This window comes from Filifactor alocis ATCC 35896 (assembly GCF_000163895.2).
Lineage (GTDB): Bacteria > Bacillota > Clostridia > Peptostreptococcales > Filifactoraceae > Filifactor > Filifactor alocis.
Map to the genome: position 1 here is coordinate 252,946 of NC_016630.1, position 15,658 is coordinate 268,603.

Annotated in this window: 12 protein-coding genes; all 12 read left to right on the plus strand. The window is 32.9% G+C overall.

Translation table 11 applies throughout. The features are described from left to right. Positions 1-8: 8 nt before the first annotated feature. Positions 9-680 (plus strand): PilN domain-containing protein, encoded by a 672-nt coding sequence (locus tag HMPREF0389_RS01085; protein WP_014261893.1) that lies wholly within the window; start codon positions 9-11, stop codon positions 678-680. Then, the gene (locus HMPREF0389_RS01090; protein ID WP_041250739.1) at positions 637-2,166 is read left to right on the plus strand and encodes a hypothetical protein; all 1,530 of its coding nucleotides are present in this window, start codon (positions 637-639) and stop codon (positions 2,164-2,166) included. The genes HMPREF0389_RS01085 and HMPREF0389_RS01090 overlap by 44 nt, the downstream gene beginning before the upstream one ends. Before the next feature lie 126 nt (positions 2,167-2,292). Then, the gene (locus tag HMPREF0389_RS01095) at positions 2,293-3,015 is read left to right on the plus strand and encodes a hypothetical protein (RefSeq protein ID WP_156775223.1); all 723 of its coding nucleotides are present in this window, start codon (positions 2,293-2,295) and stop codon (positions 3,013-3,015) included. Next, on the plus strand, positions 3,012-4,253 hold the full coding sequence (locus HMPREF0389_RS01100) for a hypothetical protein (protein ID WP_041250740.1): 1,242 nt from the start codon (positions 3,012-3,014) through the stop codon (positions 4,251-4,253). The genes HMPREF0389_RS01095 and HMPREF0389_RS01100 overlap by 4 nt, the downstream gene beginning before the upstream one ends. 77 nt (positions 4,254-4,330) lie before the next feature. Further along, the gene (locus HMPREF0389_RS01105; protein WP_169308499.1) at positions 4,331-5,380 is read left to right on the plus strand and encodes a peptidoglycan binding domain-containing protein; all 1,050 of its coding nucleotides are present in this window, start codon (positions 4,331-4,333) and stop codon (positions 5,378-5,380) included. 1 nt (position 5,381) lies between these two features. Next, positions 5,382-6,170 carry a prepilin peptidase gene (locus tag HMPREF0389_RS01110; RefSeq protein WP_014261898.1) on the plus strand — a complete coding sequence of 263 codons (789 nt, stop codon included), beginning with the start codon at positions 5,382-5,384 and terminating at the stop codon, positions 6,168-6,170. Between the two features lie 8 nt (positions 6,171-6,178). Then, positions 6,179-6,910 carry a glucosaminidase domain-containing protein gene (locus HMPREF0389_RS08675; protein WP_014261899.1) on the plus strand — a complete coding sequence of 244 codons (732 nt, stop codon included), beginning with the start codon at positions 6,179-6,181 and terminating at the stop codon, positions 6,908-6,910. 35 nt (positions 6,911-6,945) lie between these two features. Then, entirely contained in the window at positions 6,946-7,737 is a 792-nt protein-coding gene (locus HMPREF0389_RS01120; protein WP_014261900.1) for an S-layer homology domain-containing protein, read from the plus strand. 349 nt (positions 7,738-8,086) lie between these two features. Next, positions 8,087-10,057, plus strand: a complete 1,971-nt coding sequence (gene uvrB, locus HMPREF0389_RS01125) for an excinuclease ABC subunit UvrB (protein WP_014261901.1) — start codon at positions 8,087-8,089, stop codon at positions 10,055-10,057. A gap of 18 nt (positions 10,058-10,075) precedes the next feature. Continuing rightward, positions 10,076-12,928, plus strand: coding sequence for an excinuclease ABC subunit UvrA (gene uvrA, locus HMPREF0389_RS01130; RefSeq protein WP_014261902.1), 2,853 nt, complete (start codon positions 10,076-10,078; stop codon positions 12,926-12,928). Further along, positions 12,925-13,563 (plus strand): regulatory protein RecX, encoded by a 639-nt coding sequence (locus HMPREF0389_RS01135; RefSeq protein WP_014261903.1) that lies wholly within the window; start codon positions 12,925-12,927, stop codon positions 13,561-13,563. Before uvrA ends, HMPREF0389_RS01135 begins: the two co-directional genes overlap by 4 nt. 67 nt (positions 13,564-13,630) lie before the next feature. Further along, entirely contained in the window at positions 13,631-15,478 is a 1,848-nt protein-coding gene (gene typA / locus HMPREF0389_RS01140; protein ID WP_014261904.1) for a translational GTPase TypA, read from the plus strand. Positions 15,479-15,658 lie beyond the last annotated feature (180 nt).

Sequence of the window (15,658 nt, forward strand, 5' to 3'; positions counted from 1 at the left end):
TGGAATATATGAGAGATTTTAACTTTTTTGCCCCATATCTGAAAAAGAATAAGAAACAGTTTGATGTCGGTGCTTTTTTGAAAACGGCATTGGCGATTGTTTTGGCAGCAATTCTTGTATTGACCGCCTTTCTATATATGAGATTAAATCAACAAAAGAAGAGATTGGATCAGTTGCAAACAGAGATTGAAAATGCGGAATATCAAGCACAATACCAAGAAGCACAAAAAGCATTTTCAGAAGTAGAAGAACTGAAATTGGAAAAAGAGTTTTTTGTGCGTTTGCAAGGTGCTATGATGGAAGTACACAGGGTAAATGAGCACTTTATGCAATTCCTTGGAAAGGAAGTAATCAAGGACTTATATTTAAATGATATTGCGATCCAAAATAGACAAATTACTCTTAACGGGACAGCGCTCAGCAAACATGCGATTGCTCAATTTGAACGCGATTTAAGAAAGACAGACACCTTTGATGATGTAAAAATTACAGAAATTCATAAAAAAGGCGATTCAGAAAATTATTATATGTTCAATATGGTGGTAAAATCAAAGTTCGGAGAACATTCGGGAAATGCTACACAAGTAAATCAAACAGATACAAACTCAATGACAAAAAATGCAGGAGGTGAAAACGATGAAGTCAAAGACAAAGAAAAAGACACAAAAGAAAATAAGTAAGAGAGAAGAAAATTTATTGTTAGGATTGGCTATTGTCGTTATTGTTGCACTGTATTACTATACGGTTGCAGGAAATTTAATGGGAAAAACCTCTGCATTGGGCAATGAAATCCAACAATTTCAGGAAACCAAAGAACAAATGGATACTGTAATTGCACAATCAGAAATAAAACAAACGGAAGCTGAAGAGCTTAAGACGGAAATTTTTCCGATTGCAAAAAAATATTTTGGAAAAACGGAACAAGAAGAGTTTATTATGCAAATCAACCGCTTGAATCAAGCGAGCGGATTGGATATTGTTTCTATTCAATTCTCTGAATATGCATCTATTTCTCTAGACGGAGAGACGCAAGATGCAAGTTCAGAAGAAGCAAATACTGATGAAACAAACACAGAAGAAACAGATTCTACTTCAGGGGAGACTGTTTCAACAGAAGGTGCAGATACTGCAGAAGGACAAGCGAATACAGAAAAACCAAATGAACAATTAAGTGTTGATGTAAATCATTTGATGGACAATAAGGAAAGTTCTGAATCAGAAGAAGAAGTTGTAGACAGTAATATTAAATTAATGCAAGCTCAAATAGAGTTCAAAGGAACCTATGCTCAGGTTTTGAAATTATTGCACGAAATTGACAACAATCCTAAAAATATTATTTCCAGTGAGTTGACAATGGCAAGAGAGGGAGATGCAATTCACGGGGAAAAAGAAACTAAAATGACAGGAAATATTCGTTTGAGCTTTTATCAGGTAACAGATGTCGATAAATATGTGCAGGCGGTTCCGGGAGTATTAGATACGCTTCCGCTACCAAAATCCGGACGCATCAATCCATATCTATCTTATTCATGGGCTTGGAAAAAAGATGTTCCGGCTTCATCTGATCCGTTAAACATTATTCCAAGCGGAGTAAGACCACCAAGCGACACAGTTCCAAATAAAAAGTCAAACAAAAAACAAACTATACCGTCCGGCAAAAAATGGGGTTCGAAGGTAAGTTTGAAAAATAAAGAAATTTTCGGATTTGAAAACGGAGATATTGTCGTAAAAGGAAGCGGTCCTCAAATAGCAGTACAGGGAGAAATTACAGATGGTAATTTTGCAAAAGGAAGTAAAGCAGGAAGATTAACTTATGCATTTACAGGAAATACAGATGGAGAAAAGGCATATATTGATTTGACTTCTTCTAATATTACAATCAAACAAAAAGTAGAAGGAATCGGTTTTTCGGTATATTCTGATAAAGAACTTCCTCATGAAGTCGGTTTGCGTATGACGGATGCAAACGGTCAAGAATATCTGATTGTTTTTGCAAAAGAAATCTCATGGACAGGATGGAAAGAGATTCTGTATGATTTGCATGGAATAAAAAATTATCCGATTAAAATTGATGGAATTTATGTGGAAGGAAAAAAAGATTCCGGAGCATTGGAAGGTTCTTTGATTTTTGATAATATATTTATTAATGTATTGCAATATGAATAGAGCTAAATTGAATTAAATTAAACTGGAGATATTTTGATGATATTTTTGAAAGCAATAATTTTTGCGTGTGTAATTTGTTTTTTAGAAAATTTAATCATATGCCTGGTATGGAGGAAATCTTCTTCTTTGATGTTTGAATTTCTTCCATATCTCCTTGCTTTCTTTAGTTTATCGCTTTTGTTTTTTATAAAAATACTACCGTATCATCCTGTTTGGTTGTTATTACCAATCGGAATGCAAGCTTTGCTTGTTGCAGGTACTAACTCTCTTCTGGAAAGAGGGGTTCATTATTTTGGAAACAGTGAGAAAGAATCTATTTTTTCTTTTCCGGAACTATCTTTCTTTAACATGAAAGATAGAGTGGCTGAATCTATAATTGCAATGGGATTTTTGCGAGAAAAGAATGAAGATGATTCAGAAACTGAGTCGGAAAAGAAAAATTCTTCAGAAGGAACCTCTCAGAAAGAACAGGATATTTTAGAGGGTGAATCTGAAGAAACAAAAGAATTTGTAACAGAATCAGAGTGTAGCGGTTTATCTTCTCAAGCTACGGAACAGTTGAGTGCCTCTAACATGACTTCTCAAGAAAATACTGAGTCCACAGAAGAAGAGCCTGAAAATAGTGTACAAGATGCTTCTTTAGACGAACAGGAAAACGAAAGTTGTGAAATATTGTTTTTGCAGGCAGATATTTTTTTCGTTCAGGGAGAGATAAAAGAAAATAAAAAAATCTTGTTTTATATTTTTGATAAATATGCCGATACTGAGGTTGGTAATCGAGCGAAGAAGGAATTATTAAGATTGTATGGTGAGGAAGTTTTTCTTGAAGAAAGACTGAATATAGAATGATAATAGAAAGGACAGTGAGTCGTATGTTAAGACCGGACACGATGCCTACAGTTATTATTAGTGTAGAAGAAGGAATAAATTGTGGGAATGTTGAACAAATTTTGTTTAATAGAAAAAGAAAATGTATTGATAGTTTTGTTGTTTCAAAACTTGATGAAAACGGAATTCCATTAACAGAAGATGATGTAGATTATGTTCTTCCTTTTTCAGATTTGGAAGGAATGGGAGATTATGCAATTATTATTATGCGTGACTCTGTAATTCTTAAGAAAAAAGGACAGGTTGAACGAAAAGAAGTGTATCTTGGGAAAAGCACCTTAATAGGAGACATTGTTGTTTCGTTAAAGGGAAATAAGGTTGGAACAGTCGTAGATTGTGAATTTTCGGAAGAAGGAGATATTTCGTCTATCTTTGTAGAATTAACAAAAAGTGAAAAAGTAGAGCGATTTGATGCTTTTAGCGTGATGAGTATCGGGAATGGTATTGTTATTGTAAGAACTACCGAACAGGATGTTTCTCCTTTCAAAAAAAATGATGTTGTTCAAGATTTTGTTCGCACGAAAGAAAATCCTGAATATAGTTACATCAAACATGATTGGAATATGAAATCTGAAGAAACAGATTTATCTGTTGTTCCGGCAGTTGAACAAACAGAAGCTTCAGATGTTGAAGACAAGGCGGATGAAATTACACAATTTATCCCTAAAATGGAAGTTGTAAAAGAAGTTGAGACGAAAGAACTTTCTGAAACAGAGGAAGAGATAGAACATACACTTGAAAATAACCTTAAATTCCATAGAGTAGTTGAAGAAGAATCTGTTCAAAATGATGTAATGCCTGTTGAAAATGATACTATATGTATTGAAGAAGAAACCGCTCAAGATGAAGTAGTGCAAATTGTAGAAAATTCGTCTGAAATCAAAACAGAGCCTGCTGAAGAAGCGGCAGCTCAAGATGAGGCAGAACATATTGAAGAAAAAAAGGATGAAATCACAGTTTCTGAGCGTCGTCGTCATCCTAAAGCTAATCAAGGGTTAGTGGAAGATAATCAATTAATTCAAAAATTTATTGATAAACAAAAAGTATTATTGCTTGGTCGTGTATTAACAAGAGATATTTTAGATGCTGAAGGTAATGTTTTGTTAATGAAAGGTACAAAAATTACAGAAGATATTTTTGATATCGCAAGACAATCAAGAAAAGATGCTATCGTTGAAATGGCAATGTTTTCTGCATAATATAGAAAAAAGATATAATAGGTTACTTTATGTAAAGACGGAGGTACAGACATCGGATTGTTTGTAAAATGTTTCTTATGAAAAAGTTAAGTCAAATAAAAGGGTTGTTCGCTTTTGTTAGTATGTGTATTTTTACAGTATTAGGTTTATTTCTATTCACTGTCGGACAACCCGGAGAAATGAAAATAGGAATAGAGGAGCATTTTTATCATATTGCAAGCAAAGAGGATTTGGATGCTGAACTTCAAAAAAATTTTCCTACCGGTTTTTATTTAAAAACAGTCTATGATGTAGAAAAATCTATGTTTGTTCCATTTTCAGAGTTAGGAGTTTCGTATTTGTCTCCAAAACAAGAGAAATATGTTAATTTTTTTCTTGAACATAAGACATTATATAAAGTATGGAAAGCAATCCCTGTAAAAAAAAGTTTGGAACCAATACAAATTTCACAACAAAATTTGTACTATGATAAAGAAACATTGAATAAATCTATTTCTGAACAATCAGAAAAATTTCGTTCTTCTTCAGAAGATGCGTTTTTGATGCAAATTGATGGACAAATTCAGGTAATACCGGAAAAAAATGGATTTCAGGTGATTACTGATGATTTAGCGGATACCCTTTTAGAAGCAATTGAAAATCAGAATTATGATAATGTTTTTGTGACCGGAGAGTTGCTTTTTCCGGATTTCAAGACCTCCGATATTTCTAAATATAAATTATTATTAAATCAAATTGTATCAGATCAGTTGGAAGATACTTCTGTGCAAGATAATTTATTGTATATTTTTTCTTCTTTAAATAATATGCGTATTCCATTTGGACAACAGTTGACTGTTTCAAACAACGTAGAGAACAGAATTGCTGTTTTATCGGAAAAAAGCTTGTTTGATGAAAAGACAAAAAAGGAAGTTAATCAATTGTTCGACCATCTTTTTGATTCATTGAAACAAAAGGGCTTTATTATAGAACAATATCAGTCTGATACGATATCCATCGGAGAACAAGTTGCCGGAAATCATTTGTGTCCTGTGCTCAAAATAAAGAATAATAAATACAAATCTATTATTTTTAGTTGTTATATTAAAGACAATCAATTAAATTTATTGGTTATAGCGGAGAAGTAAAATGGAAATTTTGATGTTGATAATGATATTTTATATAGGAACATGTTTCGGTAGTTTCTATAATGTGGTAATTGATCGTTTGCCAAGAGAAATTAATTTTGTGCATGGTCGTTCTTATTGTCCAAGTTGTAAACATTCTTTGAGTACAGTAGATTTATTTCCAATCATCAGTTTTTTATTTCTAAGAGGAAAGTGCCGATATTGTAAGACTTCTATTCCAATCCGAAGCTTATTAATTGAAATTTTGAGCGGACTCTTGTTTTTTCTTTCATTTTACAAATATGGTTGGACAAGTTTCACTTTAATTCAAGTTGTGTTTTGGGGAATGTTGATGATTGTCGGTTTCATAGACTATGATACAATGTATATCTATGATGCCATGTTGTTATTCTATTTCATTATTTTTGGAATATATTATGGGATAGCGGATTTTGCAAACATATGGATGCATATAAAGGGTGCTGTATACTGTTTTGTTATCTTTTCTGTTATTTATTTTTTAGCAAAACTGTATTACGGTCAAGAAGCATTCGGATTCGGCGATGTGTTGTTAAATGGAGTGTTAGGATTTTATTTAGGTAGTCATAATACATTTTTAATTTGTTTTCTACCTTTTTATGTCGCAGCTGTAGATTTGCTGTTTCAAAGAATATTTTTTAGAAACATTTCTTTAAATAGGGAAGTTTCTTTTGGACCATATATGTGTATTTCAGCTTGGATAATTTCTTTGTACGGAAAAGAAATCTATATATTTCTTGGAAAATATTTGAGTATATTTGGAGGAGTATAATTAAAGATATGAAAAATAAAAAAATGATATCAATAGGAATGTTTTTTGTAGTGTTTTTTTGTTCTACAATCTTCAGTTTTGCTGAAACAAGAACATTACTTACAAAAAATGGAGGAGAAGTTAATCTGTTTGAAAAAACGGAGAAAATTGAAAAAACTGTAAAAAAAATAGATGGGACCGCTCAACAAACTGTTACAAGCAATCTTTCACTTGAGCAGAAAAAGATTGCTGATAATAAGTTAATTGCAGATAATTCAAATATTATCACCTGTAGCGATTTGGGAGAAGATGCTTATAATATTATAAATACTGATTTTTTGTTGAAACCGAGCGATGTATCTGAACATTTTATTAACAATCGCCTACAAGGAACCGCTTTGGAAGGATTGGGCGGAGCATTTAAAAGAGCTGAAGAAAAGTATGGTGTAAATGCACTTTTTTTGGTTTCTTTAGCAATGCATGAGTCTAATGTAGGAAGAAGTAGAATTGCAAGAGATAAAAATAATCTCTTCGGGTTTCAAGCATATGATAGAAGCCCATACTCTTCTGCCGGAAGATTTATGTCTAGAGAAGCTTGTATCGATCATGTAGCAGGATATATCTCGAGAAATTATTTATCTCCATCCGGGAAATATTTCCATGGATATAGTATAGAATCTATGAATGTTTGTTATGCAACAGACAAAAATTGGAGTCAAGGTATTAAAGCAAGATTAAATCAATTATTGTTAACATATTAATTGTTGACATATTAAGAGATTGGAGGAGGAGTTTTGTGAAAAGATTATTTACTAAAAAAATCCTAACTTTCGTTGTTATGTTAACAGTTTGTACCGCTTCTACTTATTCTTATGCATCGACAGTATGGGATGACAGTGGAGCAAAAAAAATTGATAGCGGTATGACTTTGCAACCAAAAAGTCAAAATACCAAAAAGACGACAGAAGCAAAAAAGGATACTTCAACAAAATCAGCCGACAAGAAAGAAGAAACAAAAAAGGAACAACCGAAAACAATTTCTCAAAATAAAAATCATAAAAAAAGTGAGACTCAAGAAGCAATTGAATTTGCAAAACAAAGAGGATATGCATATATAGACAAATCCGGAAAGTTTTTACCAAAGAAAAATATTCAGCGATATGAATTTATTTATATGGTAAATAGAGCATTTGGATTTAAAAAAACAAAAAAAGTTAATTTCGTGGATGTGAAAAAAACAGATTTTTATTACAATGATGTGTCTATTACAATGGGCGCGGGGTATCTGTACACATTTAAGAAAAATACTGTATTTGGTCCAAAAAAATATTTTTATCGTTGGGAATTACCTCATATTTTAGGTAAAGCAATGAACATGAAGCTTTCAGAGAAAAGTTCGAAAACTTTAATGAAATATTCTGACGGAAAAAAAGTTCCTAAAAGTGCAAGAGGTTCTGTTTCATATTTTATTGAAAAGGGTTGGATGAAACCAAAATCTAAAAAGAATTTTGGAACACATGATATATTAACAAAAGAAGAAATGGCATATGTTTTATATCAACTTCACAAAGAAGGATATATCAAGTAATATAATCTACATCAACAGTAACATACTTATGAGATTTGTTTCTATAAAAAATCGTCCTTAATAAAGGATGATTTTTTTATACCATATGAATAATATACTGTGCGTTATAGGAAGAAACTTCTAATTAATAGATGAACCTATCAAACTTACTAATTATGATTTATATCCACATATACAATTTTTATAATATTGTCCTTTGGATATAGTATAAAAGTAAAATTAGGAGTATATTATAGAAAGCAATTCGAAAGATAAGTAATAAAAATAAGCAACAATATGAAATTAGATGCTTAAAAAAGTACAGTGATTATTTATTAGGATTATTTTATTGTGATGAAGGGACAGTTTTATGCCGAAGTTTAATTTAACAACCTCATATCAACCTACCGGAGATCAACCGAAAGCAATAGATGACATGGTAAACTCCATTCAACAAAAAAATAAATTTCAAACCTTACTGGGAGTAACGGGGTCCGGAAAAACATTTACTATGGCAAATATTATTCAACAAACTCAAAAACCGACATTGGTAATTGCACATAATAAAACCTTAGCGGCACAATTATATTCTGAGTTTAAAGAATTTTTTCCAAATAATGCAGTAGAGTATTTTGTTTCTTATTATGACTATTATCAACCGGAAGCATATGTGCCTTCATCAGATACTTATATTGAAAAAGATGCCAGCATCAATGATGAGATTGATAAATTAAGACACAGTGCAACGGCAGCGGTCATTGAAAGACGAGATGTCATCATTGTTGCTTCTGTTTCATGTATCTACGGTTTGGGTGACCCTGATGACTATCGATATATGATGGTTTCGTTGCGTCCTCAAATGATAAAAGATAGAGATGAAGTAATTAAACAATTGGTAGAAATTCAGTATGAACGAAATGATATTAATTTTATTAGAGGGACATTTCGAGTAAGAGGCGACATTTTAGAAATTATGCCCGCTAACACCGATATCAAAGGGTTGAGAGTAGAGTTTTTTGGTGATGAGATTGAACGAATTGTTGAAATTGACCACCTTACAGGAGAGATTATCGGAGAATTGAGACAGGCGTCAATCTTTCCGGCTTCTCACTATGTCACCACAAAGGAAAAACTGGAGCAGGCTATTGTAGGTATTGGAAAAGAATTACAGGAACGATTGCAATATTTTCGTGAAAATAATTTTTTATTGGAAGCTCAAAGACTGGAGCAACGTACCATGTATGATATTGAAATGTTGAGAGAAATCGGAACTTGTAAAGGAATTGAAAATTATTCCAGACACTTAACCGGAAGAAAAGCGGGAGAGAGAGCTTTTACACTGATGGATTTCTTTGATGATGACTATTTGATTATCGTAGATGAGTCTCATGCTACCATTCCTCAATTAAATGCTATGTATTCCGGAGATAGAGCAAGAAAAGAATCTTTAATTGATTATGGTTTCAGACTGCCTTCAGCAGCAGATAACAGACCGTTAAAGTTTGAAGAATTTGAAGGAATGATAAACCAAATTCTTTTTGTATCTGCAACACCCGGAAAGTATGAGATGGAACACTCAAGCTGTTTTGGAGAGCAAATTATTCGTCCAACGGGATTGTTGGACCCTGTAATAGAGGTAAGACCTATTGATGGGCAAATTGACGATTTGTTGCATGAAATTCAAAATACGGTACAAAAAAATGAAAGAGTGCTTGTAACTACTTTAACCAAGAAAATGGCAGAAAGTCTTACGGATTATCTAAAACAGGCAGGTATATTGGTAGAATATTTACATTCTGATGTAGAGACTTTGGAACGAATTCGACTCATCCGTAATCTGAGATTAGGAGAATTTCATGTTTTGGTAGGTATCAACTTGTTGAGGGAGGGATTGGACATCCCTGAAGTTTCACTTGTGGCAATTTTAGACGCAGATAAGGAAGGATTTTTGAGATCAGAAACCTCCATGATTCAGACAATAGGTCGAGCTGCCAGAAATGCTGATGGTCGGGTAATTATGTATGCAGATACAATTACAAAGTCTATGAAGAGTGCTATTGATGAAACAAGTAGAAGACGTGAAATACAGAATCGGTACAATGAAGAACATGGGATTGTTCCTAAAACAATCAACAAGGAAGTTCGACAAGAAATTTCGATGTTAGTTGCAGAAAAAGAAGAAACTTACAGTGTGAAAGAAGTTATTTCCAGACAAGAGTTGATAGAAAAAATTGAAGTTCTAAAAGAGCAGATGTTAGAAGCGGCAGAGAATCTAAATTTTGAACAAGCTGCTATTTATAGAGATTCTATTTTACAATTGGAAAAAAAGTTAAATCATTAAGGAGTCATTATTTTGAAATTGAACAAAGATAAAATTATTATTAAGGGTGCCAATGAAAACAATTTAAAAAATGTGGATTTGGAACTTCCAAGAAACAAATTTATTGTATTTACGGGATTATCCGGTTCAGGGAAATCTTCGCTTGCGTTTGATACGATTTATGCAGAAGGACAAAGGAGATATGTTGAAAGTTTATCTTCTTATGCAAGACAATTTTTGGGAAAAACAAATAAACCGAATGTAGAGTATATTGAGGGACTGTCTCCTTCTATTTCAATTGATCAAAAAACTACTTCTCATAATCCCAGATCTACGGTAGGGACAGTAACAGAAATATATGACTATATGAGGTTGTTATTTGCAAATGTCGGAATTGCCCATTGTCCTATCTGTGGCGATGAAATTAAAAGTATGACAATTCAAGAAGTTGTAGATAAAGTCATGGAATTACCTGAAAGAACCAAAATACAAATTATCTCTCCGGTAATTCGTAGTAAAAAAGGAAAACACGAAAAAGTATTGGAATCTATCAAAAAAGAAGGATTTATCCGTATCAGAGTAAATGGGGAACCGAAAGAGATTACAGATGAAATAGAATTGGAAAAAAACAAAAAAAATTCTATTGATGTTATTGTTGACAGAATCGTGATTCGAGCTGATATCGAGAAAAGATTGGCGGATTCTATTGAGATAGCAGTAAATATGTCGGGTGGAATGGTAAATATTGCTATTGTTGATGGAGAAGAAAAATTGTATTCAACAAAATTTTCCTGTTCAAAGCATGATGTGACGATTGAAGAAATCTCTCCAAGAATGTTTTCTTTTAATGCTCCTTATGGAGCATGTCCTACTTGCAACGGACTGGGCTTTATGAGTCAAATTGATCCGGAACTGGTTATTCCTAATAAAACATTAAGTCTTAGAGAAGGTGCAGTAGAGCCGTGGATGACATCCGATAAAAATCATGAAGAATCCTATTATTTTAAGATGATTAAAGTCTTGGCAGAAAATAATAATATTTCCCTGGATACTTCATATCAAGATTTGCCGACATGGTTCCAAAAAAAATTATTATATGGAACATCGGAAATGCTCACTTTTTCGTTTGAAAGTAAGTTCACAGATGAAAAAAAAGAATATAATGCTCCTTTTGAAGGTGTCATTCCTAATTTAGAGAGAAGATTAGTAAATTCTTCGTCAGAACTGATTCGTGAAAAAATGCAAAAATATGTTATAGAGAAAGCATGTCCGGATTGCATGGGCACAAGATTGAAAAAGGAAGTTTTAAGTATTACTGTAGGAGATAAAAATATTTCTGAATTAACCAATCTTTCGGTAGAAAGCCATTTGGAATTTCTTGAAAATCTAAAATTGAGTGAAAAGAACGCTTTTATTGCAAAAGAAATTTTAAAAGAAATCAACAATCGTTTAACTTTTTTAAAGGATGTAGGTTTAGAATATCTTACTCTCAGTAGAAAAGCATCCACTTTGTCAGGAGGAGAATCTCAGAGGATTCGTTTAGCAACTCAAATCGGTTCTGCTTTGGTGGGAGTCTTGTATGTATTGGATGAACCAAGTATCGGCTTACATCAGAGGGATAACGATAGATTGATTCATACTTTGAAAAATTTAACCGCAATCGGAAATACTCTCATTGTTGTGGAACACGATGAAGATACTATGCATGCAGCAGATCAAATTATCGATATCGGTCCGGGAGCAGGTATTCATGGTGGACAAATTATTGCTCAAGGTACAGTGGAAGAATTGAAGCAAAATTCAAATTCCATCACCGGACAATATCTAAGCGGTAAAAGAAGAATTGCTATTCCTAAAACAAGAAGGATGGTTGATACAGAAAAACAAATTACCATTATCGGAGCGGCAGAAAATAATTTGAAAAATATTACGGTATCGATTCCTTTGGGTGTATTTACCAGTATCACCGGTGTGTCAGGCAGCGGTAAAAGCTCATTGATTAATGAAATTTTATACAAAGCAACCGCTGCAAAAATCAATCATTCGAGAGAAAAAGCAGGAAAATATAAACAAATAACAGGATTAGAACATATTGATAAAGTGGTAAATATTGACCAATCACCTATCGGAAGAACTCCACGCTCCAACCCTGCAACTTATACAGGTGTATTTGATTTTATCAGAGATGTTTTTGCCGAAACGCAAGAATCGAAAGCAAGAGGATATAAAAAAGGAAGATTTAGCTTTAATGTCAGCGGTGGCAGATGTGAAGCATGTAAGGGAGACGGTATTTTAAAAATTGAAATGCACTTTCTTCCAGATGTATATGTTCCATGTGAAATATGTAAGGGAGACAGATACAATCGTGAAACATTAGAAATAAAATATAAAGGAAAATCGATTTCAGATATTCTCAATATGAATGTAGAAGAAGCGTGTTCATTTTTCGAAAATATTCCAAAAATAAAACGAAAATTAGACACATTAATGGAAGTAGGATTATCTTATATCACGCTGGGTCAACCTTCCACTGAATTATCCGGTGGAGAGGCACAACGGATTAAATTAGCAGCAGAGCTAAGTAAAAAAGGAACAGGAAACACATTATATATTTTGGATGAGCCTACCACAGGACTTCATATGGATGATGTCAGCAAATTGCTTAGTGTATTGCAAAAATTAACTGATAACGGAAATACGGTTGTTGTTATCGAACATAATTTAGATTGTATCAAGGTTTCAGACTATATTATAGATTTAGGCCCAAATGGTGGGAATAATGGTGGAGAAGTGATTTTTGAAGGAACTCCGGAAGAAATCATACACTGTAAACACTCTTATACAGGAGAATATTTAAAAAAATATATAGATTATGAGGAAAAATTAGTATGATAATTGAAAAAATAGTAAAAACAAAAAATCGATATCATTTATTTTGCTCAGAAAATAATGAAATTACAGTTACGGAAGATTTGTTTTATCTATTAAATTTAACGGTTGGAAAAGATTTGGCTATGATTGACAACTGGAATGAAAAATTGGAAGAAGATAGGGTCAGACAATGTTTTCAGTCTGCCATTCAAAAGTTGAATTGTTCTATGTTGTCCGAAATGCAACTAAAAAGAAAGTTGGAAAAAGAAAACTTTGACATCTCTCATATCAAACAAGCGTTACTGAGATTAAAGGAATTAAACTTTATCAATGATAAGTTGTTATCTGAAGAATTGATTAGAAGTGCGGAAAAGCAAAATTTATCAAAGAAACAAATTGAATCGAAATTGTTCCAAAAAGGAATTCAAGAATCTGTTTGGAAGGAACAGATGGAACAAGAAACTTCAGAAGAAGGAGAAATAGCGAAAGCATACGCATTCTGTTGCAAAAAAATAAAAAGCTATAGAAGCAAAACAAAGGAAGAAATCCGAAAAAAATTATACTATTCTTTAAATTATAAAGGTTTTTCCTATTCTGTTTCCAATAAAGCAGTTTCAAAGATATTAGATGAAACTATTTTTGAAGAAAATTCATAATGATATCATTATTGTGATATAATAAAAAAGTTATAGATTTATAGAAGTTGATTGTCTGTTTATAGCAATGAAAGAAATGGGGATTATTTTGAAAAAAGAACAAATTAGAAATGTTGCAATTATCGCACACGTAGACCATGGAAAAACCACTTTAGTAGATTCTTTGTTGAAACAAAGCGGTGTGTTTAGACAAAATCAAGAAATAGAAGAACGTGTAATGGATTCCAATGATTTGGAAAAAGAACGCGGAATTACAATTCTTTCAAAAAATACAGCTGTAATGTACGGAGATGTCAAAATCAATATTATTGATACTCCCGGACATGCTGATTTCGGTGGAGAAGTAGAGCGTATTTTAAAAATGGTAGACGGAGTGGTATTAGTTGTAGATGCATTCGAAGGGCCGATGCCTCAAACAAAATTTGTATTAAAGAAAGCATTAGAATTAAATCTTCCTTCTGTTATTTGTGTTAATAAGGTGGATAGACCGGAAGCAAGACCGAATGAAGTAGTAGATGAAGTATTGGACTTGTTTATTGAATTAGACGCAAATGAAATACAATTAGATTCACCATTTATTTTTGCATCTGCTAAAAAAGGGATTTCCGGAACGGATGCAGATCAGTTGCAAGACAGTATGAAACCATTATTTGAAGCAATTATCGAAAATATTCCATGTCCAAATGGAGATGAAGACGGGTTAACTCAAGTTTTGATTTCAACAATTGATTATAATGAGTATATCGGAAGAATCGGGATTGGAAAAGTTGAAAGAGGAAGCGTGTCTATCGGTGAAGATCTTTGGGTTTCAAACTACGAAAATCCTGATAAATCATATAAAGTCAGAATAGGAAAACTATACGAGTATGACGGATTGAAGAGGGTAGAGATTGAAGAAGCCATTACCGGAAGTATCGTTGCAATATCCGGAATCGAAGATATAGAAATTGGGGATACCATTACTTCTATCGATGATAAGCAGCCGCTTCCTTTTGTAAAAATTTCCGAACCGACATTGGCTATGACTTTTTCTGTTAATAACGGACCTTTTGCAGGTCAAGATGGAAAATATGTCACTTCCCGACAAATTCGCGCAAGACTACACAAAGAGTTGAATACAAACGTTTCTTTGAGAGTAGAAGATACCGATTCAGCTGATTCTTTCAGAGTAGCAGGGCGAGGAGAATTGCACTTGTCTATTTTAATGGAACAAATGCGACGTGAAGGATATGAGTTGATGGTATCCAAACCGGAAGTGTTGATGAAAAAAGATAAAAATGATAAATTGATTGAACCGATTGAGAGAGTAATTATTGATGTTCCTGAAGAATTTATGGGAGCAGTAATTGAAAAATTAGGTGCAAGAAAAGGCGAAATGGTCAATATGGTACAGTCTAAGGGTGGATATACCAGAATTGAATTTTTGATTCCAACTCGAGGAATGATTGGATATCGTTCTGAATTTTTGACTGACACCAAGGGAAACGGCATCTTAAATACACTTTTTGAAGGTTACGAACCGTACAAAGGAGAAATTCCGAGAAGAAGCCAAGGTTCTTTGGTTTCTTTTGAAACAGGAACAGCTGTAGGATATGGGTTGTATAATGCTCAAGAACGTGGAATTTTATTTGTTTCGCCGGGAGATAAAGTTTATGAAGGAATGATTGTCGGAGAAAATGCTAAACCGATGGATATTGATGTCAATGTATGCAAGCGAAAACAAGCCACCAATATGAGAGCGTCCGGTTCTGATGATGCTTTAAGACTATCTCCACCAAAAAAGATGTCTTTGGAGGAAGCGTTGGAATTTATAGAAAAGGATGAATTGGTAGAACTAACTCCTAAAAATATGAGAATCAGAAAAAGAATATTAGACAAACAACAAAGAGCAAAACAAAGAGCAAAAAATTTATAATTTGTTTCAAAGTTTAATAACTTCACTAACCATTCAAGTTGTTTCAGTTAACACAATACTGAAAAATAGATTTCTTTCACATTACAATTTATGACATTTTAATCGAGTTTTAGTATTAGAACAGATGATAACTAATTTCTAATGTAAACGTTAGGAATTTGTAAAAAAAATGTAATAATT